17 protein-coding genes are annotated in these 22,363 nt (G+C 54.7%); 7 read left to right on the forward strand and 10 right to left on the reverse strand.

Annotated features, from left to right (window positions below; genetic code table 11):
• Positions 1 to 91 precede the first annotated feature (91 nt).
• Both J1778_RS15085 and umuC read left to right on the forward strand, forming a co-directional pair.
• Positions 92 to 1,030, forward strand: coding sequence for a DMT family transporter (locus J1778_RS15085; protein ID WP_217173864.1), 939 nt, complete (start codon positions 92 to 94; stop codon positions 1,028 to 1,030).
• A gap of 159 nt (positions 1,031 to 1,189) precedes the next feature.
• On the forward strand, positions 1,190 to 2,455 hold the full coding sequence (gene umuC / locus J1778_RS15090; RefSeq protein ID WP_217173865.1) for a translesion error-prone DNA polymerase V subunit UmuC: 1,266 nt from the start codon (positions 1,190 to 1,192) through the stop codon (positions 2,453 to 2,455).
• A gap of 36 nt (positions 2,456 to 2,491) precedes the next feature.
• Here umuC and J1778_RS15095 read toward each other — a convergent pair whose 3' ends face one another.
• Together J1778_RS15095 and J1778_RS15100 are read right to left on the reverse strand one after the other, a co-directional pair.
• Positions 2,492 to 3,520: an alpha/beta hydrolase gene (locus J1778_RS15095; RefSeq protein WP_217173866.1), complete on the reverse strand. Its 1,029-nt coding sequence runs from the start codon at positions 3,518 to 3,520 to the stop codon at positions 2,492 to 2,494.
• 67 nt (positions 3,521 to 3,587) lie between these two features.
• Complete coding sequence (locus J1778_RS15100) at positions 3,588 to 4,700, reverse strand: MFS transporter (RefSeq protein ID WP_217173971.1); 1,113 nt, start codon at positions 4,698 to 4,700, stop codon at positions 3,588 to 3,590.
• 312 nt (positions 4,701 to 5,012) lie between these two features.
• Here J1778_RS15100 and J1778_RS15105 point away from each other — a divergent pair, with 312 nt between their 5' ends.
• On the forward strand, positions 5,013 to 5,903 hold the full coding sequence (locus tag J1778_RS15105) for a LysR family transcriptional regulator (protein ID WP_217173867.1): 891 nt from the start codon (positions 5,013 to 5,015) through the stop codon (positions 5,901 to 5,903).
• Between the two features lie 100 nt (positions 5,904 to 6,003).
• On the opposite strand, the gene J1778_RS15110 is transcribed toward J1778_RS15105, so the two are convergent.
• A complete protein-coding gene (locus tag J1778_RS15110; RefSeq protein WP_217173868.1) occupies positions 6,004 to 7,440 on the reverse strand; it encodes a glycoside hydrolase family 1 protein in 1,437 nt (478 codons plus the stop codon).
• Positions 7,441 to 7,818: 378 nt separating this feature from the next.
• On the opposite strand from J1778_RS15110, the gene J1778_RS15115 reads away from it, so the two are divergent.
• Genes J1778_RS15115 through yjiA form a run of 3 tightly spaced genes read left to right on the forward strand, consistent with a single transcriptional unit; the run spans position 7,819 to position 11,245 of the window.
• Positions 7,819 to 9,972 carry a carbon starvation CstA family protein gene (locus J1778_RS15115; RefSeq protein ID WP_217173869.1) on the forward strand — a complete coding sequence of 718 codons (2,154 nt, stop codon included), beginning with the start codon at positions 7,819 to 7,821 and terminating at the stop codon, positions 9,970 to 9,972.
• Between the two features lie 59 nt (positions 9,973 to 10,031).
• The gene (locus J1778_RS15120) at positions 10,032 to 10,235 is read left to right on the forward strand and encodes a YbdD/YjiX family protein (protein WP_014341854.1); all 204 of its coding nucleotides are present in this window, start codon (positions 10,032 to 10,034) and stop codon (positions 10,233 to 10,235) included.
• A gap of 47 nt (positions 10,236 to 10,282) precedes the next feature.
• The gene (gene yjiA, locus J1778_RS15125) at positions 10,283 to 11,245 is read left to right on the forward strand and encodes a GTPase (protein ID WP_217173870.1); all 963 of its coding nucleotides are present in this window, start codon (positions 10,283 to 10,285) and stop codon (positions 11,243 to 11,245) included.
• Between the two features lie 31 nt (positions 11,246 to 11,276).
• On the opposite strand, the gene btsR is transcribed toward yjiA, so the two are convergent.
• The 6 genes from btsR to J1778_RS15155 all read right to left on the reverse strand — a co-directional run bounded on the left by btsR (position 11,277) and on the right by J1778_RS15155 (position 19,951).
• Positions 11,277 to 11,996, reverse strand: a complete 720-nt coding sequence (gene btsR / locus J1778_RS15130) for a two-component system response regulator BtsR (protein ID WP_217173871.1) — start codon at positions 11,994 to 11,996, stop codon at positions 11,277 to 11,279.
• Positions 11,990 to 13,678, reverse strand: coding sequence for a sensor histidine kinase (locus J1778_RS15135; protein ID WP_217173872.1), 1,689 nt, complete (start codon positions 13,676 to 13,678; stop codon positions 11,990 to 11,992). The genes btsR and J1778_RS15135 overlap by 7 nt, the downstream gene beginning before the upstream one ends.
• Positions 13,679 to 13,777: 99 nt before the next feature.
• On the reverse strand, positions 13,778 to 16,843 hold the full coding sequence (locus tag J1778_RS15140; RefSeq protein WP_217173873.1) for an efflux RND transporter permease subunit: 3,066 nt from the start codon (positions 16,841 to 16,843) through the stop codon (positions 13,778 to 13,780).
• Positions 16,840 to 17,982, reverse strand: coding sequence for an efflux RND transporter periplasmic adaptor subunit (locus J1778_RS15145; RefSeq protein ID WP_217173874.1), 1,143 nt, complete (start codon positions 17,980 to 17,982; stop codon positions 16,840 to 16,842). The genes J1778_RS15140 and J1778_RS15145 overlap by 4 nt, the downstream gene beginning before the upstream one ends.
• 95 nt (positions 17,983 to 18,077) lie before the next feature.
• The gene (locus J1778_RS15150; RefSeq protein ID WP_217173875.1) at positions 18,078 to 19,259 is read right to left on the reverse strand and encodes a sensor histidine kinase; all 1,182 of its coding nucleotides are present in this window, start codon (positions 19,257 to 19,259) and stop codon (positions 18,078 to 18,080) included.
• Positions 19,256 to 19,951 carry a response regulator gene (locus J1778_RS15155; protein ID WP_217173876.1) on the reverse strand — a complete coding sequence of 232 codons (696 nt, stop codon included), beginning with the start codon at positions 19,949 to 19,951 and terminating at the stop codon, positions 19,256 to 19,258. Before J1778_RS15155 ends, J1778_RS15150 begins: the two co-directional genes overlap by 4 nt.
• 124 nt (positions 19,952 to 20,075) lie before the next feature.
• Here J1778_RS15155 and J1778_RS15160 point away from each other — a divergent pair, with 124 nt between their 5' ends.
• The gene (locus J1778_RS15160) at positions 20,076 to 20,861 is read left to right on the forward strand and encodes a MipA/OmpV family protein (protein ID WP_217173877.1); all 786 of its coding nucleotides are present in this window, start codon (positions 20,076 to 20,078) and stop codon (positions 20,859 to 20,861) included.
• A gap of 117 nt (positions 20,862 to 20,978) precedes the next feature.
• Here the strand turns inward: J1778_RS15160 and J1778_RS15165 are convergent, their stop codons facing one another.
• Positions 20,979 to 22,085: an ABC transporter substrate-binding protein gene (locus J1778_RS15165; protein ID WP_217173878.1), complete on the reverse strand. Its 1,107-nt coding sequence runs from the start codon at positions 22,083 to 22,085 to the stop codon at positions 20,979 to 20,981.
• Positions 22,086 to 22,363 lie beyond the last annotated feature (278 nt).

Raw genomic sequence — 22,363 nt, forward strand, 5'->3', positions numbered from 1 at the left:
CTCATAATAATGATTATCAAGGGTAATAAGAACAGTTTTTCCTCAATCAGCAAAATAGAATATCTCTCTGATATAAAAGAGAGTGTTCTGTATGCGCCACGAAAATAGTTCAGCAATTAATCTCAGCTCCGGCTCCTCATCCATGAAAGGAACGGTGTGCTGGCTTCTGGTAATGGTGGTGCTGTGGGGGCTGAGCTGGCCTGCCACAAAACTGGCACTCAATGCAGTGCCGCCATTGTGGCTCGGGGCTATCCGGTTCGGCAGCGCTGGCGTTTGCCTGTTTATCTTCGTTGCTTTGAAAAAACAACTTCGTTTACCCGCGAAAAGTGACTTGCCCATTGTGCTGAGCATCGGAATTTTACAGATGGTGGTTTTCACCGGTCTGGGCATGATTGCCATGCAATATACCGATACCAGTCATGCGGTTTTACTGGCTTATACCACCCCTTTGTGGGGCATTGTCTCTTCCTGGCTGCTGCTGCGACATACGCCTTCTGCCATACAGATCTGCGCCCTCGTTATCGGTCTGGCTGGCATCGGACTGATTTGCTCACCGCTGGAAATGGACTGGTCAAAACCCGGCGTGGTGATGGGATGCGCTTTTCTGATCACGGGCGCCATCTCCTGGTCACTGGTGATTGTCCATGTCAGACACCATAAATGGACGGCGACACCTTTGTCGCTGGCACCGTGGCAAATGCTGATCGCCACCCTGCCCCTGATTGGTATTGCCCGGCTGATTGACGGTTCCCCGCAAGCCATTCATCTCAGCAAGGGACTCCTCGGGTTACTCTTTTTCATTGGCCCGATAGCCACCTCAGTGTGCTTTGTTATTTCTTCCGAATATGGCCGCCGGATCAGCGTCTTCGCCATGTCCAACTTCACTCTTGGTGTACCGCTGATCGGTGCGCTGGCGTCGATCGTGTTACTGGGCACTTCTTTATCGGGCCTGTTTCTCGCCGGTCTGGCACTGGTCTTCGCGGGTGTATCCATGACCGCATTTTCGTCTGCGAAGCGGCAGCCGGGATGACAATTTCATTAATTCCGCCAGTGAATCGGGTACTTATGCGACGCCCCCCTTAAGCGTTTTCCATTTCCCACACTTATGTTTATACTGTATGTATAACCAGTATTTTATGGATGTGGAAACAGATGTGGAAAATGAACCCTGACAAGCGGCAGCCGAACCATGTTTGCCCTCGTTGATGTGAACTCCTTTTACGCGAGCTGCGAAACCGTGTTCAGGCCGGACCTTCGCGGTCGGCCGGTGATTGTGTTGTCCAACAATGACGGTTGCGTGATTGCCCGTAATGCGCTGGCCAAAAAGGCGCAAATCCCGATGGGTGCGCCTTTTTTCAAGGCACGCGACGCGATCCGCCAGCACAACGTGGCAGTGTTTTCATCCAACTACGCGCTGTATGCCGATATGTCGAACCGCGTGATGGAAACGCTCGAACGGCTGGCCCCTGCGGTGGATATCTACTCCATCGATGAGGCCTTTCTGGATATCACTAATATCGAAAACTGCATCTCGCTGCATGATTTCGGGAAACAGGTGCAGAACACCCTCTGGAAGGAGACGCATCTGGCCGTTGGCGTGGGGATTGCTCCCACCAAAACGCTGGCCAAACTGGCGAACTTTGCGGCGAAAACCTGGAAAGGCACCGGTGGCGTGCTGGATTTATCGCAGACCGTGCGTCAGCGGAAACTGATGGCTCTGGTGCCGGTGGAAGAAGTCTGGGGCGTGGGGCGGCGCATCAGTAAAAAGCTCAACATGCTGGGGATCACCACGGCGCTGCAGCTTGCCGACTGCCCTTCGGCGCTGATCCGCAAACATTTCAGCGTGGTGCTGGAGCGGACCGTGCGTGAACTGCGCGGCGAATCCTGTCTGGCGTTTGAAGAATCAGTGCCGACCAAGCAGCAGATTATCTGTTCGCGCTCTTTCGGCGAACGCATTACGGAGTATCAGGATATGCGCGAAGCCATCTGCAATTACGCCGTACGCGCCGCTGAAAAACTGCGCGGAGAACATCAGTATTGCCGCTACGTGTCAGCGTTTGTAAAAACCAGTCCGCATGACCCGAAAGTCCCCTATTACGGCAATCATGCCGGCATCAAACTGATGACGCCGACACACGACAGCCGCGATATTCTTGCCGCCGCCGTACGTTGTCTCGATCAGATCTGGAAACCCGGTTATCGCTATCAGAAAGGCGGTGTGATGCTGGGTGACTTTTTCAGTCAGGGCGTCGCCCAGCTCAATCTGTTTGATGAGTATCAGCCAAAGAAAAACAGCGATCAGCTGATGGCTACGCTGGACAAGATCCACAAGGACGGGGTCGGCAAAGTCTGGTTTGCCGGTCAGGGGATCCAGCGCGGCTGGGCGATGAAACGCGAAATGCTGTCACCGGCGTACACGACGCGGTTCAATGAGCTGGTGCGGGCAAAAGTGTAGTCCGGGCAAAGGCCCGGACTGTTAATAATCCGCGGGTTATTTCAGGTTTTCTTTAAAGAACGCGGTCAGTTTCGCAAAAGGGATCAGATCGGTACGGTCGTAAAGATCAACGTGACCGGCACCCGGAACGATGTACAACTCTTTCGGCTGACCTGCACGTTTATAGGCATCCTCGCTGAATTCTTTTGAATGCGCCTGATCGCCGGTGATAAACAGCATCGGACGCGGTGAAATGGTTTCAATATCGTTGAACGGATAGAAATTCATGAATTTCACATTGCTGGTCAGCGTCGGGTGCGTGGTCAGCGCCGGTGAAGAACCTTTTGGCGTAAACTCGCCGCGCGGAGTGCGATAAAAGTCGTAGAACTCTTTGGCAACAGGGGGAGAGTTCTCGTCAATTTTATGCGGTGTGCCGCTGGTGTATTTCGTTTCGCCACCGGTGAACTCGCTGTAACGTTGCTCTGCCGCCTCGGCAATGATCTGTTTACGCTGCGCAAGGGTTAACGAATTATTGAGCGCGTGACGATTTGCCGACCCCATGTCATACATGCTGACCGTAGCAATCGCTTTCATACGCGGATCAATTTTCGCCGCACTGATAACGAAACTGCCGCTGCCGCAAATCCCCAGTACCCCGATGCGGTTTCTGTCGATGTACGGGCGCGTGCCGAGGTAATCCACAGCAGCACTGAAATCCTCTGCGTAGATATCCGGCGCGACAGCATTGCGCGGTTTACCTTCACTTTCGCCCCAGAAAGAAATGTCTATCGCCAGCGTCACAAATCCCTGCTCGGCAAGCTTTTGCGCGTACAGATTGGAACTCTGTTCTTTCACCGCCCCCATGGGATGACCAATGACAATGGCCGGGTTTTTCGCGCTTTCATTCATGCCTTTTGGCATGAAAAGATTGCCGGTCACATTCATCTGATACTGGTTTTTAAACGTCACCTTTTGCTGAGTCACTTTATCGCTTTTATAAAAGTTATCTGCACCGTTGGACATATCGGCGGCTGTTGCAGCAAATGAGCTGACAAACAGCCCTAACAACATCGTTAACACTCTCATGGAATTATCCTTAATCAGGTATTGCGGTGAATGGACATCAATGTGTCCGGTAAAAATACTCGTGTGATCAATGGTCATTGCGTGAAGTGATAAACGTCAGGCCGGACGCCAGTACCAGCAACGCGGCGCTGACAATAAACGTGCTCTGCCAGCCGATATGGTCAAAGGCGACGCCGCCTAAGGTCGAGCCGAGCGCAATCGACAGTTGCACCACCGCGACCATCAGCCCGCCCCCGGCTTCGGCATTATTGGGGAAAGTTCTTGCCACCCAGGACCACCAGCCGACCGGTGCCGCCGTTGCCACCAGCCCCCATAACGCCAGCAGAATGATGACGATCCCGAACGAATGGCCGAGAACCATCAGCATGACGGCGATTACGGCCATCAGCAGCGGGATCACCATGAGCGTGAGATAGAAACGCTTTTTCAGAAACGTGCCGATCAGTAATGTCCCGGCAAAACCCGCGACGCCAATCGCCAGCAAAATGAGGGACAGCCTCTCTGCGCCGACCCGGGTGACGGTTTCCAGAAACGGCCGGACATAGGTAAACAGGGCAAACTGCCCCATAAAGAAAATCCCGCACGCGGCCATACCCGCCGCCACTAAAGGATTTTTGAATAAACGAAAGACGTTCCCTGCAGAATTTTTCCTGCTTTCCGGCGCCATAGAAGGCAGGCTGATCCACTGCCAGACAAAGGCGATCAGTGCGACAGGCACGAGACACAAAAAGGCACCGCGCCAGCCAATGACGCCCCCCAGATAACTGCCCAGCGGTGCGGCGACCACAGTAGCCAGCGCATTACCGCCGTTGAAAATAGCCAGGGCGCGGGGAACCTGATCCTGCGGAACCAGACGCATAGCCACAGCGGCCGACATTGACCAGAATCCGCCAATGGCCACGCCAATCAGGGCTCGCCCGATCATGTAAGTCGTATAGCCGGGCGCGAAAGCAATCAGCCCGCCGGAAAAGGCCATCAGAAGCGTCAGCCCTAAAAGCAGCGCCTTGCGGTTGACGTTACCGGCCAGCCGGGAGATCGACAGACTGGTTAACACCGCCAGTCCGCCGGAGATGGCAATCCCCTGTCCGGCCAGCCCTTCGCTGACGCCCAAATCGCGGGCAACCGGTGACAGCAAACTCACCGGCATAAACTCGGATGCCACCAGCGCAAATACGCACATCGTTATCGCCCAGACCCCGTTCCAGTGCGCTGCCGGAGTCTGGTTCACAAAATCTTTCTCTGCTGCTGTCGTCACTTGTGATCCTTTTTTCGTTCTGCAGGATGAATTTTGGCAAGCCGGTGCCGTGTCTTATTCGTGAGAATAAAAACAGAAATATCATGTGGTTAATCGAATAAGATGAAGTAGTTTTTATCCCGGTTCTTTCGTTTTCCGGCTTGCGAAAAATTCTACACGACGCGTATAGTCTTACTAGGTAATGAATCCTTAATGGGGCTATAAGCTCTGCTTATTAATCGAAAGTAAGGAGGTGCGATGAAACGTAATCTCAATGATCTCATTGCGTTTGTGACTGTGGCCCGCGAAGGCAGTTTCACCCGCGCCGCAGCGCAACTGGGGGTGACACAACCCGCACTCAGCCAGACCATCACCGCGCTTGAAAATCGCATGGACATCCGGTTACTGACGCGGACCACGCGCAATGTGTCGCCGACAGTGGCGGGCGAGCGTTTGTTGCAGGCTATCGGCACCCGTTTTGATGAGATTGAAGCGGAACTGGACATGCTGACAGAAATGCGCGACAAGCCTGCGGGAACCGTACGCATCACCTGTGGCCCGCACGTGCTCAAAACGATTCTGTTACCGAAATTATCAGCATTGCTGCGCGAATATCCCGACATAAAACTGGAGTTCGATGCTAACCACGGTTTTCGCAACATTGTCGCCGACAGGTTTGACGCGGGGGTGCGGCTGGGTGACACCATCGATAAAGATATGATTGCCATGCCGATAACGCCTCAGCTACGCATGGCTGCGGTGGCCTCGCCTGAGTATTTGCGTTCACACGCCGTCCCCCTGACGCCCCAGGATTTGCTGCAACATAACTGTATGAATATGCGCATGGCGACGTCGGGCGGGTTGTATATCTGGGAGTTCGATAATGAAACGGGACCGGTCAACGTGCGTGTTAACGGGCAACTGACGTTTAACACGTCGGCTCACATGGTCGACGCAGCCTTAGCTGGGCTGGGTATCGCGTTTTTACCCGAGGAGGAGTTTGCTCCCCATATTGAGGAGGGACGTCTGATACGCTTTCTGGAACCCTACTGTCTGCCGTTTCCGGGTTATTTCCTCTATTACCCCAGCCGGAAACAACATTCGCCGGCATTTTCACTGGTGATGGAAGCACTGAAGATGGGCAGTTAAACACGATCCTGCGGTCGCAGGATCCCTGTTGCTGTGCGATGAAACGCAACTAAAGAACAGTCCGGCATCACCCGGACTGTTTTAACTCTGCCGGTAACTGTCAGCTGATGTCTTCCCCGTTCGTTGCGATCACTTTCTGATACCAGTGGAACGATTTCTTGCGGTAACGGTTACCGGTGCCGGAGATCTTATCGTCGAGGTCGACATATATCAGACCGTAACGCTTGCTCATCTCGCCGGTGGACATACTCACCAGATCGATACAACCCCACGGGGTGTAGCCCATCAGTTCCACGCCGTCTTCAATGGCCTCAGCCATGGCTTCAATATGCTGACGCAGATAGTTGATACGGTAATCATCGGCAATGTAGTGGTTTTCATCCGGCTTATCGACAGCGCCCAGTCCGTTCTCAACAATGAACAACGGTTTTTCATAGCGATCGTACAGCTGATTAAGGGCAATCCGCAGGCCGACCGGGTCGATTTCCCAGCCCCAGTCACTGGCTTCGAGGAACGGATTGCGCGCGCCGCCGAGCAGGTTACCCTGTGCTGTAACCGCGTCAGGATTGGTTTTGTTGATGGTCGACGACATGTAGTAGCTGAAACCAATGTAATCCACCGTATGCTGTTTAATCAGCTCTAAATCACCCGGCTGAATATCCAGTTCGACGCCCTGCGACTGCCACAGACTTTTGGCGTAATACGGATATTTACCGCCCGCCTGCACGTCGGCGCAGTAGAAATTAAACGCCTGAGTCTCTTTCAGGGTTTCCAGCTGATTGACCGGATTACAGTCATAAGCGTAATTGGTGGCAAACAGGATCATGCAACCGATCTGGATTTGCGCGTTGGTTTCGTGGGCAATTTTGACTGCCAGACTGCTGGCGACAAACTGGTTATGCCACGCCTGAAACTTCGCCTGCGCCTCAAGCGCGCCGGTTTTCACCGTCAGACCCTGACTCATGATCGGGAAATGTGCCGCACTGTTGATCTCGTTGAAGGTCATCCAGTACTTCACTTTATGCCCGTAGCGGGTCAGTACCGTGCGGGCAAAACGCTCAAAGTGACCAATCAGTTCACGGTTTTTCCAGCCGCCAAACGCGGTTGCCAGATGCAGCGGCATCTCATAGTGTGAAATGGTGATCACCGGTTCGATACCGTGCGCGATACAGGCGTCAATCACCTGATCGTAATGCTTCAGCCCGGCTTCCTCAGGCTCCTGCTCCACACCGTTCGGGTAGATACGCGTCCAGGCGATAGAAAACCGGTAACATTTGAATCCCATTTCCGCGAAAAGCGCGATATCTTCCTGAAAACGATGATAGTGATCGATGCCTTTATGATTCGGATACGTATGGTTTGCGGGATCAAGGGTAAAATCAAATTCCGGTGAGGAAACGATCTTCAGACGGTCTTTGCCACCCGGAATGGCATCGACGATGGACAGCCCTTTGCCATCCTGATCATATGCCCCTTCCACCTGATTGGCCGCCGTTGCCCCGCCCCACATAAAGTCCTGCGGAAATTTACCTTTCATAAAAACTCCCTGAGTGTGTTGATTGATCCCTCGGATCATTTAGCAAATGAATAATTTACCTGTCAAAACACGGCGGTGCCACAAAAGTTACGCGGCTGGCATGCCCTGCTGACAGGTTTGCTCCGTGATCTAAATCACAGATTTATTTGCATAAATCTTTCATCGAACCGCTCATTCCTCGTAATAACCGCTTATCTCTCTCTGTGACCGCTGACCAACTTTCCCGCCTGTACCCTGGCGATTTTGGCACCCTATACGGGCAATAAAAGTGCGCAAGAAAAAAACGCAGTAAACAGGCCCTGCCTCTCTGAAAGCAGTCCTTAATAAAGAAAACAGAGACGGGTATTTCGTGAGTTTTTTTAAATAACCGGGTTATTTATGAATAAAAAAGCCTTCTTCAAACACATACCTTGGATGATTGTTGCCCTCCTCGGTGCCTGCTGTCTGGGCGTCGTCGCCCTGCGGCGGGGTGAACACATCAGCGCATTATGGATAGTCGTTGCTTCGGTGTCGGTCTATCTGGTGGCCTATCGCTATTACAGTCTGTATATCGCGCAAAAGGTCATGAAGCTGGATCCTTCCCGTTCAACGCCTGCGGTGATCAACAATGACGGTCTGAACTATGTGCCGACCAACCGCAACGTGTTGTTCGGCCACCATTTTGCCGCCATCGCCGGTGCCGGTCCGTTAGTCGGTCCGGTGCTCGCCGCGCAAATGGGCTATCTGCCGGGCGTGCTGTGGTTGCTGGCCGGTGTCGTTCTGGCCGGTGCGGTGCAGGACTTTATGGTGCTGTTCATCTCTTCACGCCGTAACGGCGCGTCTTTGGGTGAGATGATCAAAGAAGAAATGGGGCCGGTGCCGGGCACAATCGCGCTGTTCGGCTGCTTCCTGATCATGATTATTATCCTGGCGGTGCTGGCGTTAATCGTGGTGAAAGCACTGGCCGAAAGCCCGTGGGGCGTGTTTACCGTGTGTTCTACGGTGCCGATTGCGCTGTTTATGGGCATCTACATGCGCTTTATCCGGCCGGGACGCGTGGGGGAAATTTCCGTTATTGGCGTTGTCCTGCTGGTCGCTTCAATCTATTTCGGCGGCGTTATCGCCAGCGACCCGTTCTGGGGTCCGGCGCTGACGTTCAAAGACACCACCATCACCTTCACGCTGATTGGTTATGCGTTCGTCTCTGCCCTGCTGCCGGTCTGGCTTATTCTGGCGCCGCGTGACTATCTGGCGACCTTCCTGAAAATCGGCGTTATCGTCGGGCTGGCGATCGGGATTGTGATCCTCAATCCTGAACTGAAAATGCCTGCACTGACCCAGTACATCGACGGTACAGGTCCGTTGTGGAAAGGCGCATTATTCCCGTTCCTGTTTATCACCATTGCCTGCGGTGCAGTGTCCGGTTTCCATGCACTGATTGCCTCCGGCACCACACCAAAACTGCTGGCCTGCGAAACGGATGCGCGGTTTATCGGTTACGGCGCGATGCTGATGGAATCCTTCGTGGCGGTGATGGCGCTGGTCGCGGCATCCATCATTGAACCGGGTCTGTATTTCGCCATGAATACCCCGCCAGCCGGGCTCGGCATCACCATGCCAAACCTGCATGAACTGGGCGGCGATAATGCACCGATGATTCTGGCGCAGCTGAAAGATGTTACGACGCATGCGGCGGCAACCGTCAGTTCATGGGGATTTGTGATCTCACCTGAGCAGATTATGCAAACGGCGAAAGACATCGGTGAACCGTCAGTGCTGAACCGTGCGGGTGGCGCGCCCACGCTTGCCGTAGGTATTGCGCATGTGTTCCACAAGATCATGCCGCTGGCCGATATGGGCTTCTGGTATCACTTCGGCATTCTGTTTGAAGCGCTGTTTATCCTGACCGCACTGGATGCGGGTACGCGTTCCGGCCGCTTTATGTTGCAGGATTTGCTGGGCAACTTTGTGCCGTTCCTGAAAAAAACTGACTCGCTGGTCGCCGGGATTATTGGCACCGCAGGCTGCGTCGGGCTGTGGGGTTACCTGCTGTATCAGGGCGTGGTCGATCCGCTGGGCGGCGTGAAAAGTCTGTGGCCGCTGTTTGGGATTTCGAACCAGATGCTGGCTGCCGTCGCGCTGATCCTCGCCACCGTGGTACTGGTAAAAATGAAACGCACGAAGTACATCTGGGTCACCATGGTGCCTGCCATCTGGTTACTGATTTGTACCACCTGGGCGCTGGGCCTGAAACTGTTCAGCACCAATGCGCAGATGGAAGGCTTCTTCTACATGGCCGGTCAGTATAAAGAACGCATTTCTGCTGGCGGCGAGAGCCTGACCCCGGAACAAATCAGCAATATGCATCACATTGTAATCAACAACTACACCAACGCCGGGCTGAGTATTCTGTTCCTGATTGTGGTGTACAGCATCATTTTCTACGGTATCCGCGCCTGTCTGCAGGCACGTAAAACCGACAAGCGTACCGATAAGGAAACGCCTTATGTGCCGGTTCCTGCGGAAGGGATAAAAATCTCCTCCGGGCACTAACCGTTTACCTGAAAGCCCCGCAAACGCGGGGCTTTTCCACAGAGTTTCAAGGAGTACGTATGTTTGACAACTTAGGTGCGGCGAAGAAATACCTCGGTCAGGCCGCACGTATGCTGGTGGGCATACCGGATTACGACACCTACGTTCTGCATATGCAGACCAACCACCCGGACACCACACCGATGACCTACGAGGAGTTTTTCCGCGAGCGCCAGCAGGCGCGTTATGGCGGCGACGGGAAAGGCGGAATGCGCTGTTGTTAAGAAGAAGCTGTTGTTAAGAAGAAGCTGTAGTTAAGAGGAAAGCGAACATGACACCGATTGCAGTCACAGTATTAACCGGTTTTCTAGGTGCCGGAAAAACCACGCTCTTGCGCCAGATTCTGCATACACAGCAGGAGATTAAAATTGCGGTCATCGAGAACGAATTTGGCGAAATGCCCATTGATAACCAGCTGATTGGCGACCGCGCCACGCGCATCACCACCTTATCCAACGGCTGCATTTGCTGCACCCGTTCGGGGGAGCTGGAAGCGGCGTTGCTGGATTTACTCGACAGTGTGGACAAAGGCGAAGTGCAGTTTGACCGCCTGATGATTGAATGCACCGGCATGGCCGATCCCGGCCCGATCCTGCAGACATTTTTCGCCCATGAAGTCATCTGTGAACGTTATGTCTTAGACGGCGTTATTACGCTGGTGGATGCCGTGCATGCCATGTCGCAGCTGGATCAGTTCCCGCTGGCACAGTCGCAGATTGGTTATGCCGACCGCATCCTGCTGACCAAAACGGATGTATCCGGTGAATGCCCTGAACTGACAGCGCGGCTGCAACGCATTAATGCCCGTGCGCCGGTATATAACATGGTTCTGGGCGATATCGATCCGGCACTGCTGTTTGATACCCGCGGTTTTATGCTCGAAGAGAACGTGGTCGCCGCAAAACCCTTGTTCCACCGCGTCGCACCGCAGCAAAACACCGTCTCCTCAATTCTGGTGGAGCTGGATTATCCGGTCGCGCTGGCCGCCATTTCGAAGGTGATGGAAGAACTGCTGGCCAGTTTTGCCGACAACCTGATGCGGTACAAAGGGATGTTGTGGATAGAAGATCAGCCGTGCCGCCTGCTGTTTCAGGGCGTTCAGCGTCTGTACAGCGCCGACTGGGATCGGCCGTGGCAGCCGGATGAAACCCCGCGCAGTGCGTTAGTATTTATCGGTATGCAATTGCCTGAAACCGAAATCCGCGAAGCTTTTGCCCGGCTGCGAGCGGCCTGATTGAACTGACCAAAAGAAACACCGGCGGGGTTTACAGCCCCACCGTCTCTTTCAGCGATTTGAGATAGCGACGGCTGACCGGCACGACCTGACCATCACGCAGTAACAGCTCTGCCTGATTTTTATCTTCCAGACGGATTTCCTTCAGATAATCCATATTCACCAGATATTGCCGGTGACAACGTAACAACGGCGTGCGGACTTCCAGCGTGCGTAAGGTCAGTTCCGTAAACGTCTCTTTACCATCCTGTCCGGTAACGTAAACCCCGCCAATGCGGCTGCTGACGAATGCCACATCTTCCAGCTGCAACAGCCAGATCCGGTTGCTGCTCAGACAGGGGATAAACTTCAGCGGCTGCTGGTATTGCGGCAACTGCGACACATCCTGCTCCTGAAAACCCTGCCGCAATCGTGCCAGCGTTTTCTGTAAACGCGGCGTCTGGATCGGTTTGAGCAGATAATCAAACGCGCACTGTTCAAACGCCTGCACCGCATATTCCTCAAAGGCGGTCAGAAATACGATATACGGCCGATGCTGCTGATCGAGCATGCCGACCATTTCCAGCCCGCTGATACGCGGCATCTGAATATCCAGAAACACCACGTCAGGACGGATTTTGTGGATCATGCCGATCGCTTCAATGGCATTGGTACACTCGCCGACAATTTCAATGTCGCTTTCATCCTGAAGCTGTAAGCGCAGATTCTCCAGCGCCAGCGGCTCATCATCGACAATCAGCACTCTTAACATGGCGCACCCTCCGCAGGCAGACGTAAGGTAATGCGCGTGAAATCATCCGGTTTACAGCTGACAGTAATGCCGTAACTGTCCCCGAACCGTGCCCGCAGCCGCTTATCCACCAGACTCATCCCTAATCCGTCACTGCTTTCTTCCGGCTGATACAAACCGGCGTTATCTTCCACTTCGACGATCACTATCTGTCCCTCACTGTAAGCGCGAATGATGATATTGCCATTGCTCAGCAACTGAGACGTGCCGTGTTTTATGGCGTTTTCCACCAGCGGTTGCAGAGTGAAGGCCGGAAGATGCTGAAAAGACAATGCATCCGGCACCTGTAAATCCACGTTCAGACGCGACGAAAAACGTGCCAGTTCGATTTGCAGATAGGCGTTCACATGCTCCAGCTCATCCGCCAGCGTGACAATCTCAGAAGAGCGTTTGAGATTTTTGCGAAAGAACGTCGAGAGATACTGCACCAGTTGCCCGGCTTTATCGCTGTCGTGACGGATCACCGCCATCAGCGTATTGAGGGCGTTAAACAGGAAGTGCGGATTCACCTGCGCGTGCAGCAGCTTAATTTCAGACTGCGCCAGCAACGCTTTTTGTTGTTCGAATTTACCGGCAAGGATCTGCGCCGACAGCAGCTGGGCAATGCCTTCGCCCAGGGTACGGTTGATGGAACTGAACAGCCGGTTGCGGACTTCGTACAATTTGATGGTGCCGATCACCCGCTGATTCTCGCCGCGCAGCGGGATCACCAGCGTTGACCCCAGTTTGCAGTTGGGATGCAGCGAACAGCGGTAAGGCATCTCGTTGCCGTCAGCGTACACCACTTCATCGTTCTCAATGGCGCGCCAGGTATAGTCGGAAGCGATAGGTTTGCCGACCAGATGATGGTCGTCGCCGATCCCGGTAAAGGCCAGCAATCGCTCGCGATCGGTAATAGCCACGGCACCGATATCCAGCTCTTTCAGCAGAACCTGCGCCACTTTCATGCTATTCTCTTCGTTGAAACCGCGCCGCAAAATGCCTTCCGTCGACGCCGCGACTTTCAGTGCCGTCGCCGAAAACGCCGAGGTGTATTTTTCGAACATCGCGCGCTTATCCAGCAGAATGCGCATAAACATCGCGGCACCGAGGGTATTGGTCACCATCATCGGCGCGGCAATGCTGCTGACCAGATGGAGCGCATCGGTAAACGGACGGGCAATCAGCAGGATGATCAGCATTTGCAGCATTTCAGCGACAAACGTGACACCGGCCGCCACCAGCGGATTAAACAGCTTATCGATGCGGCCGCGCTTGAGCAGAATGCTGTGAACCAGACCGCCTAATAATCCCTCCGCGATGGTGGAGATCATGCAGCTCAGCGCCGTCATGCCGCCCATCGAATAACGGTGGATACCGCCGGTCAGACCGACTAATCCGCCGACTACCGGCCCGCCAAGTAATCCGCCCATCACCGCGCCTATCGCACGGGTATTGGCAATAGAATCCTCGATATGCAGCCCGAAATAGGTGCCCATGATGCAAAAAATGGAAAACGTGATATAGCACAACAGTTTGTGCGGCAGGCGCACCGTAACCTGAACCAGCGGAATAAATAACCGCGTTTTACTCATCAGCCAGGCGATCACCAAAAACACGCACATCTGCTGCAACAGCAGCAACACAAGATTAAACTCGTACATTCCCAAAGTGTCCAAAATCCAACAAGCGGGCAATATATCGCGTCGCGTAAAAATTTACCTTGAAGCCGCCTGAAGAACGGGAATGCGGTGGTTGACGAATTACATTTTCTCTTGCGGGATCCTCTCGCGTTGCATCACCAGACTCAGGGCAGCCGGTAATACGGTAAGCGTCACGAGAGTGGCGACCAGTAATCCCCCGATGATGGCATACGCCATCGGTCCCCAGAAAACCTGCTCAGCAATCGGCACCATTCCCAGTATTGCCGCACAGGCTGTCAGCAGAATGGGGCGGGACCGGTGAACGGCAGCGGCTTTTATGGCCTCATCGCCACGCATACCGGCCAGAACATGGTTATCGGCCTCACTGATGAGGATCACCGCGTTACGGATAATCATTCCCGCTAAAGCAATAATGCCCAGCAAAGCCACAAATCCCATCGGGGTGCCCGTCGGCAGCATCGCCAGCACGATGCCAGGCAGGCCGAAAGGCGCCATTAACAACGCCAGCAACATGCGGGAAAAACGCTGCAACTGAATCATCAGCAACGTCAGCATAATCAGCAAGGTGACCGGTAACACCGCAAACACCGAACTGTTTCCTTTATCTGATTCCGCCACCACTCCGCCCTCCTCAATCTGATATCCGGCTGGCAGGGAAGCCCGGAGGCTGGAAACCACAGGAGCAAGCTGCTGTGAAACCGCTTCTGCACGCAGTCCCGCGGCTAAATCGGTCTGTACGGTAATAAACGGCAAGCGCTGACGCCGCCAGACCACCGGATCGCTAATTCCCCAAACCGGCGTAGCGACCTGACTCAGCGGTATTTTTTGTCCCGTCGCGCTGGTGATCATCAGCGCCGACAGCGTGGCTACGTCCAGCCGCTCACGATCGTTAGCCCGCAGAACCACATCGGTCAGCCGGTTTTTATCCCTGACCGTGGTCACGACGCTGCCTGACCATACGGTATTAAGCATTGCCGCCAGACTTTCTGAGGAGACGCCTGCTGCCCGCGCGGCAGTCTGATTCACCTGCAGCGTGATGAGCCGCTCCGGTTCTCCGGCGGTCAGATTCACTTCGCGGGTCAGCGGACTGCTTCCCAGCACGCTGGCGAGATGCTGAGCGATTTGTCTGACTTTGTCATAACCGGGACCGCTGACCCGATACTTTACCGGCCAGCCCACCGGCGGCCCCAGTTCCAGCGGTGAGACGCGGGTAATGATATCGCTGAAATCCCGGGCCAGGAGCGAGTTCAGCTGCGCACTCAGTTTATCCCGGTCACCCAGACTTTTCGCGACCACCACCAGTTGCGCGGTATTCTCGTCATCCGGTAACACATCCATCGGCAGATAAAACCTCACGGCGCCGGACCCGACATAGCTGGAAAAGTGATCGACATAAGGATTGCCCTGCAACGCCTGCTCCAGTCGTGCGGTTTGCCGCGCACTTTCCGTTTGCGACGCATTAGCCGGCAGACTCAAACTCACCAGCAGTTCCGGGCGATCAGATGCCGGGAAAAACTCGCCCTGCATAAACGTCGTCGCATACACCGCCAGCCCCAGCAGCAGACAGGCAACACCGATCGTCACCCCGCGATGCGCCAGTACCTGATTCAGCAGGCGCTGGTAGAAACTCATCAGCCGGCTGCGTTTTTCCCCCTGTGAAGCCCGTTTGTCCGGCAAGATCCACAACCCCATCAGCGGAGAAAAAAGAATCGCAACCAGCCAGGAACACAGCAGCGCGATACACACTACCGCAAACAGCGAGTAGCAATATTCACCGGCGCCGGAGGCGGCGAAACCTACAGGAATAAAACCGGCGATCATAACCAGCGTACCGGTCAGCATCGGAAACGCGGTGGTTTCAAAAGCGTACGTCGCCGCACGCCATCGGGGTTCCCCGGCCTCAATACGCGATACCATGGCCTCGACGGTGATCATGGCATCATCGACCAGCAACCCCAGCGCGATGATCAGCGCGCCCAGTGAAATCCGCTGCAAACCGATTCCGGCCAGCGACATGCCGGTAAATGTCATCGCCAGCACAATCGGAATGGCGGCAGCAACGACCAGCCCGGCACGGGAGCCGAGCGAAACAAAAGAGACGGCCAGAACAATCACGACCGCTTCGATCAGTACCCGGATGAAGCCGCTGACCGCCTGCGAAACAACAGCCGACTGATCGGCGACTTTGACCATTTCAATGCCGTGCGGCAGTCCGGCGCTGATTTCTGCCATCCGCTCATTCAGCGCCTTCCCGAAGGAAAGCATATTGCCGTTCGCCGCCATGGAAATGGCCAGCCCGATGGCCTGTTTTCCGTTGACACGAAAGACCGGTGACGGCGGTTCGGCATCCTGACGGCTTATGGTCGCCACGTCCGTCAGCGGAATGTAACGCCCGGCGATATGCAGCGTCACGGCGCGCAGGCTCTGCTCCGTCGTCAGCGCACCGCTTACCCGCAACGCGATATTGTCCCGGTCGCTGCGTAAAACACCCGCCGGTTCGACGGCGTTTTGCGCTTTCAGGGCATCGGTAATTTGCTGTAAATCCAGCCCCATGCCCGCCAGTTGTGCGGGTGAAAACGCAATCACGATATTCTGCTCCTGCACGCCGAGCAGGCTGGTTTTGCCCATGTCCGGCAAGGACATCAGGCTGCGGCTGATATCATCCACCCGGTCACGCAGTCCGCGCGACGAATAGCCTTCGGCGGTAAAACCGTAAATCGTGCCAAACGTATCGTCGAACTCATCGTTCACAGTGGTTTGCACGCCTGCGGGTAACGACGGCGCGATGTCCTGCATCTTTTTACGCACCTGATACCAGATCCCCGCCACGGCGGCAGGCGGTGTGTCATCGCGCAAATTAACAAAAATAACCGACTGTCCGGCGCGCGTTTCACTCTGGACGTAATCCAGATACGGCGTTTCCTGTAATTTTTTTTCCAGCGTATCCGTCATCAGGCTGACCGATTCCGCCACGTCTGCTCCCGGCCAGCGGGCGGTCACGACGGCGGTTTTTATAGTGAATGCCGGGTCCTCATTACGCGGTAACTGCTCATAACTGATGACGCCCGCGGTCATTAACAGCAGCATGAAAAAGGCCATCAGGGACTGATGATTCAGCGCCCAGGCGGAAAGATTAAAGGCGCGCAATGAAGCGGGCTGATTCATTCCGCACTCTCCCCCAGCGTGACTTTTTCGCCGTCACGCAGCTGACTCACTCCGGCGATCACCACCGTTTCGCCGGGCCTGAGACCGGCCGAGATAAAGATATCTGACGCACTGTAACGATCTAAAACAACCGGCCGCAGACGTAGCGTGAGTGTTTGGCTATTGACGATAAAAATGGCCGGGTTGCCACCGGCGCGGGTCAGCGCTGAAGCAGGTAACGCGATCACCGGCTGACCGGCATGCACAAGGGAGATCTGAACACTGGCACCCAGCGCCATCGCGGGCGGCGGATTATCAAGGGTCAGGCGAACGCGCCACGTGCGGGTTTGCGGATCGGCCTGCGGGCTGATGTCGCGTAAATGTCCCGGCGTCACAACCGACGGATCAGAAAGCAGCGAGACATTGAAAGTGCCGCCGGTTTGCTGAGAAAAGGACTGCGGACTGGCGACGTCGAAAACGGCGTCACAACCGCTGCCCGACGCGAGTGTCACCACGGTTTGTCCGGCGCTGACAACCTGTCCCGCAGCCACACTAACCTGTGTGATCACGCCATCCGCTGGCGCCGTAAGCTGCGTCAAGGAGAGGTTTTCGCGGGCGGTTTTCAGTGAATCTTCACTGCTCAGACGTCGCGAGCGGGCGGCCTGCCAGTCAGACTGCGCGCTGTCGAGCTGAGTGCGGGCGATAGCCCCCCCCGGCATCAGCAGTTGCATACGTCTGAGATTCAGCGCCGCCACCTGCTCCGCCGCCCGCGCGCTGTCCAGATCGGCCTGTGCACTGTTGAGCTGATTACGGCTGGTGCCACTTTCCTGCGTTGCCAGCACCTGCCCGGCCACCACGCGGTCGCCGACATCGACAGCCCGGCTCAGCACCCGGCCATCCAGCCTGAATCCCAGCGTCACCTCTTCGTGAGCGCGGATTTCGCCGGTCAGTGGCTCTGTCGCGGATGGCGAGGGTAAAGGGGCAATCAACACATGGACGGGGCGTGCGGGCGCTACGGGCTTACGGGATTTATCCCCGCAGCCCGTCAGTATCACGGTCAGGACCAGCAGACAGGCTGCGGGGATGAGAGGTGCCAGGCAAATACAGGGGTGCAGATGACGCACCGCGTGGCGCACATAATCGGTCAAAGTCACGGTCATAACAGTCGTCCTGAATTGAGATATCGCTATTCAATCCACTGACTGTCCAGATTCCCGTGATATTTCATCAAGGAACCGTCAAGACGCGGTCTTTTTTATTGTCCGATTTCCGGCACAGGTAAACTGACGGTCACGGTCAGACCGCCCCCCGCATTTTTCGCGGCACCGATCCGCCCGCCGTGGGCTTCACAAATCGCGCGGGCAATGGATAAACCGAGTCCGCTGCCACCGGAATGCCGGGCGCGGGAAGATTCTGCCCGGCTGAACCGCTCGAACATAACGGGCAGAAAATGGTCATCAACTGCCGGACCCACGTCCTGAAACGCTATCTCATAACCGCCGGTTTCCGGGGTGATCGTGATGTCGAGACGCCGCCCTTCCAGCGCATAACGCAACGCATTTTCCATCAGAATGGTAAATACCTGCCCGAGACGGAACGGGTCACCGATATAACGGCACGGGGCATCAGGCGTGAGGATGATGTCAAAACCGGCCTCCGCTGACTGAGGTTTCAGCCACGCTATCCGCTCCCGCAGCAGTTCAGTCAGATCCAGCGGCGTTTTGCTCAGAGTCAGCTGACCGGCATCCGCCAGAGAAAGCAGATGCAGTTCGTCGATCAGACGGTTCAGGTGCAGAAGCTGTTTCATCACCATCTGCAACTGTCGGGGTTCCGGCGGGAAAACGCCGTCGAGCATCCCCTGTAACCGCCCGACCGCCGCCGTCAGTGGCGAGCGAAGCTCATGCGCCATCGCAACATGCGATGCCCGCAGTTCACGCTCGTAGCGCGAGAGCTGCAACATCATGGCGTTAAAATCATCGGTGAACTGTACCAGTTCAGCGGGCGCGTTTTTCACCGGTTCAGCCTGAGTATTGAAATCCCCTTTCGTTACCGCACGGGCCACCTGCGCCAGACGGCTGAACTGTGAGGAAAGCGGCCGCGCGGCTTTTAATCCCAAGATCGCGATAAACGGAATGACCACCAGCACCAGAATAGCGACCATGAGCCAGTCAGCTGACGCGATAGAAGGATCGGAGTAACGCGCTCCCCAGCCCATGTCCACAATCTCATGGAAACGCGTAAGATTGAGTTCAGGGTTTTTGCGCAATACTTCAAACTCCTGGCGCATCGCAGGAGACATATGATGTAAAACCCACAGGTTTTCGATCACAAACCGCAGCCACATACACAGCGCAATCACAACCACGCTGCCGATGGCGAGCGTCAGAATGCGCACGCAGATCCAGCGCCATAAAGACTGATAATGTAAGCGTATCATGGCTGTCTGAACCTGTAGCCCACGCCGCGGACATTGACTAACACATTCAGGATGCCCGCCGATTCGAGCTTTTTACGCAAGTTATAGACATGCGTATCGACCACCCTTTCCAGCGCTTCACTTTCTGGCAGGCACTGCTCAAGCAAATACTGGCGCGAAAACGGCCGCGTCGGGGCACGCATCAGGGTGCTCAGAATGCTGAATTCGGTCGGGGTTAAATCCAGATAGCGGCTATCACCCGACGGGGAATTGACGGCGGCAGTCAGCGCATCAGCATCCACTTCAAGCGCCTGCCAGCGCAGGACTGCTGAATTCTTTTCGCCGGGCGCGGTGCGCCGGAGAACGGCCTGCACCCGCGCCACCACTTCGCCGGGATTATAAGGTTTAACCACGTAGTCATCGGCACCTTCGCGCAGCGCACCAATTTTGTCCGGCATATCCCCCATTGCCGTCACCATGATCACCGGCGTGCGGGTTTCCCGCCGCAGCGTCGCCAGCACGTCGGTACCGCTCATGCCCGGAAGCATTACATCCAGCAGTACCAGATCGGGTTTCCAGCGCAGCGCTTTGTCGAGCCCGGAAATGCCGTCGCCCGCAATCTGCACCTCATACCCTTCACGTTGTAAATAGGCATCAAGAACGTCCGCCGCATCGGCGTCGTCTTCAATGATCAGGACTCGTTTTGTTTGCATGTTTATCGCCTTGACGGTTTCTTCATAAATCCCCGACAGTTTGTTGACACTGCCTCTTCATACTTCGGTTTCAGGCGCGGCTGCAATCCGCTACGAACCATACGTTTGGGTGATGAGGAATCACATGATATCCAGAAAACTAATGCTGCACATTACCTGTTTCGCCCTTTCAGCGACAGTGCTGAAGACACTGGCCGGCGACACACTGCCAGCGCCCACCTTCACGGTGGGCATGGGCGCGCAGAGCGCACCGCGTTACAGTGGTTCCGGTCAGCATCACTGGCTGGTCGCGCCGGTTATTCAGGCGCGGGACGGTGCTTTTTTCTTCGATTCGCTCAAGGGCATAGGCTATGACTTGCAGGCAGATAACGGCCTGTATCTGGAACATACGCTGGGATACAGCCTGGGACGCACGGACAAAAATTCCACGTGGCGGGATGGCTCGGCAAAACTCAGAGGTATGGGGAATATTGATGCAACCGCCAACACGGCCCTTGCCGTGGGCTGGTCTGCCACACCGTGGCTGTCTTTTGAAGGCAAAGCGACCCTGCCGCTGACCGACAGTCAAGGCGTGCATTATCAGACTTCCGTGACATTGCTGCCGCTTCAGAATGATACGGACACCGTCGCACTCCAGTCGGCGGCGCTCTTTGGCGACCGGCGCTACATGAACACCTTTTATGGTGTAAGCCGCGAGCAAAGCAGTCGCAGTAATTTTGAGGCTTATCAGGCCGCCGGAGGATTCTATGGCGTGGACAGCAGCCTGACCTGGAGCCATCAGTTAACCCCGAACTGGAGCGGTGTGGTCAGTGCGGATTACACCTGGCTGGACGATAAAGCCGGTAACAGCCCGATAGTGGAAAAACACGGCGGGACGACCTTTAATCTGGCGGTGCTTTATACCTTTTAATTCGGCGGTCACTGAAAATATACGCGGCGAGGTGGCTGCATCCCATGAGATGACTGACTCATCGCCGCAACGTATCGCGGCGATGGATTAACAACAACGATCGGTTATCAGAAACAATTACTGCTGCTCAGCACTGGCCGATAACGCAAAGGTTCCCACCGGCACAACGGGCAGATATTTCTCATAATAATCGTGATAGTTTTTTACAGGATCAATATCCTTAAATAACTCCGGATAAAGAGATTTAGCGATAAACTGTACCATGGTGAAATCCACCAGCGTACGCGATGCGCCCTGATAAACGCCGAAGAGTTTGTCATTCTTAATGGCCGGTAATGAATTCCAGCCGCTACGTTGCGCGAATCCGTTAAGTTTTGTTCTCGCCGTGGCTTCATTGACGCCGATACCCATTTCTAATGCAGTATCGACCTTATTATTTTCCCTGCCGGAAATAAAAATGACATCCGGTTTAGCGACCAGTAACTGCTCAGGATTAATTTCGCCCCACTGTTTAACAAAAGGCGCCGCGATATTTTCACCGCCCGCAAGACGCAGCATCACGCCCCACATATTTTCGCCATAGGTAAACGAATACTCTGCCGGACCTTTATTACCAAACTCAATGTAGACTTTTGGCTTCGGCAGATTTGCCTGTCTGATCCGGTCTTCAATCAGCGTAATATTATTTTTATACAGCTGGGCAAGCTCGTGGGCTCGCTCAGTCTGACCGGTTAATATCCCGATGATTTCCGTGGATTTCACATGATTTTCCACCGTCTGATCATTGTAATCGATCACAACAACCGGAATATTCAGGCTCTGAAGTTGGGTGACTTCATACTTCAGGGCGGCGTACTGCCAGCTGGCTAAAATGACCACATCGGGTTTCAGGCTGATCACTTTTTCCAGTGACACGTTATGCAGGTCGATTTCGCCTATATCAGGGATGTCGGCGATGGAAGGACGGTGCTTAATATACATATCCCAGTTCGCCGGAACTTTGCCATGCCAGGCTTCGCGGGAGATACCGGCAATATGATCAAACGCCTGTTCACCGCCAACGGCCATATAATCTTCAAAATAGAAACCTAATACCGCTCTTTTTACCGGGGTATTTAAGGTTATTTTATTTCCCAGTACATCGGTCAGTGTTGTGGTTGCAGCACTGACCTGTCCGGTAATCACCGCTGACAGCATGAAAAGCAAAGTAGGAAGAAACTTCATTTAATTCCCTTAGGTATTGTGTGATTATTCTCTGAGGCTTAACGCCATTTTTATAGAAAACCCTATATAAAACGCTTTATTTCACTTATGTCACTGCAAACCGTTAATTCCGCTATGTCATTATCGCGGCAGGATATTATACATTTGATCGGCGGCTTCAGTACAGTCTGAACCGGACGCGGCGGCTGGCTGCCGGGCACGACATATCGTCTGATCTTAGTATTGGCGATGAACGTGAATATTCGCTTCAAAAACGCTTCTCTGATGCTGAGCTATAA

Source organism: Rahnella bonaserana, from assembly GCF_019049675.1.
GTDB classification, from domain to species: domain Bacteria; phylum Pseudomonadota; class Gammaproteobacteria; order Enterobacterales; family Enterobacteriaceae; genus Rahnella; species Rahnella bonaserana.

Bases quoted from the DNA above. Each gene is read 5' to 3' on its own strand.
- J1778_RS15085 (WP_217173864.1), top strand. From the start codon at position 92: ATGCGCCACGAAAATAGTTCAGCAATTAATCTCAGCTCCGGCTCCTCA.
- umuC (WP_217173865.1), top strand. From the start codon at position 1,190: ATGTTTGCCCTCGTTGATGTGAACTCCTTTTACGCGAGCTGCGAAACC.
- J1778_RS15095 (WP_217173866.1), bottom strand. From the start codon at position 3,520: ATGAGAGTGTTAACGATGTTGTTAGGGCTGTTTGTCAGCTCATTTGCT.
- J1778_RS15100 (WP_217173971.1), bottom strand. From the start codon at position 4,700: ATGTGCGTATTTGCGCTGGTGGCATCCGAGTTTATGCCGGTGAGTTTG.
- J1778_RS15105 (WP_217173867.1), top strand. From the start codon at position 5,013: ATGAAACGTAATCTCAATGATCTCATTGCGTTTGTGACTGTGGCCCGC.
- J1778_RS15110 (WP_217173868.1), bottom strand. From the start codon at position 7,440: ATGAAAGGTAAATTTCCGCAGGACTTTATGTGGGGCGGGGCAACGGCG.
- J1778_RS15115 (WP_217173869.1), top strand. From the start codon at position 7,819: ATGAATAAAAAAGCCTTCTTCAAACACATACCTTGGATGATTGTTGCC.
- J1778_RS15120 (WP_014341854.1), top strand. From the start codon at position 10,032: ATGTTTGACAACTTAGGTGCGGCGAAGAAATACCTCGGTCAGGCCGCA.
- yjiA (WP_217173870.1), top strand. From the start codon at position 10,283: ATGACACCGATTGCAGTCACAGTATTAACCGGTTTTCTAGGTGCCGGA.
- btsR (WP_217173871.1), bottom strand. From the start codon at position 11,996: ATGTTAAGAGTGCTGATTGTCGATGATGAGCCGCTGGCGCTGGAGAAT.
- J1778_RS15135 (WP_217173872.1), bottom strand. From the start codon at position 13,678: ATGTACGAGTTTAATCTTGTGTTGCTGCTGTTGCAGCAGATGTGCGTG.
- J1778_RS15140 (WP_217173873.1), bottom strand. From the start codon at position 16,843: ATGAATCAGCCCGCTTCATTGCGCGCCTTTAATCTTTCCGCCTGGGCG.
- J1778_RS15145 (WP_217173874.1), bottom strand. From the start codon at position 17,982: ATGACCGTGACTTTGACCGATTATGTGCGCCACGCGGTGCGTCATCTG.
- J1778_RS15150 (WP_217173875.1), bottom strand. From the start codon at position 19,259: ATGATACGCTTACATTATCAGTCTTTATGGCGCTGGATCTGCGTGCGC.
- J1778_RS15155 (WP_217173876.1), bottom strand. From the start codon at position 19,951: ATGCAAACAAAACGAGTCCTGATCATTGAAGACGACGCCGATGCGGCG.
- J1778_RS15160 (WP_217173877.1), top strand. From the start codon at position 20,076: ATGATATCCAGAAAACTAATGCTGCACATTACCTGTTTCGCCCTTTCA.
- J1778_RS15165 (WP_217173878.1), bottom strand. From the start codon at position 22,085: ATGAAGTTTCTTCCTACTTTGCTTTTCATGCTGTCAGCGGTGATTACC.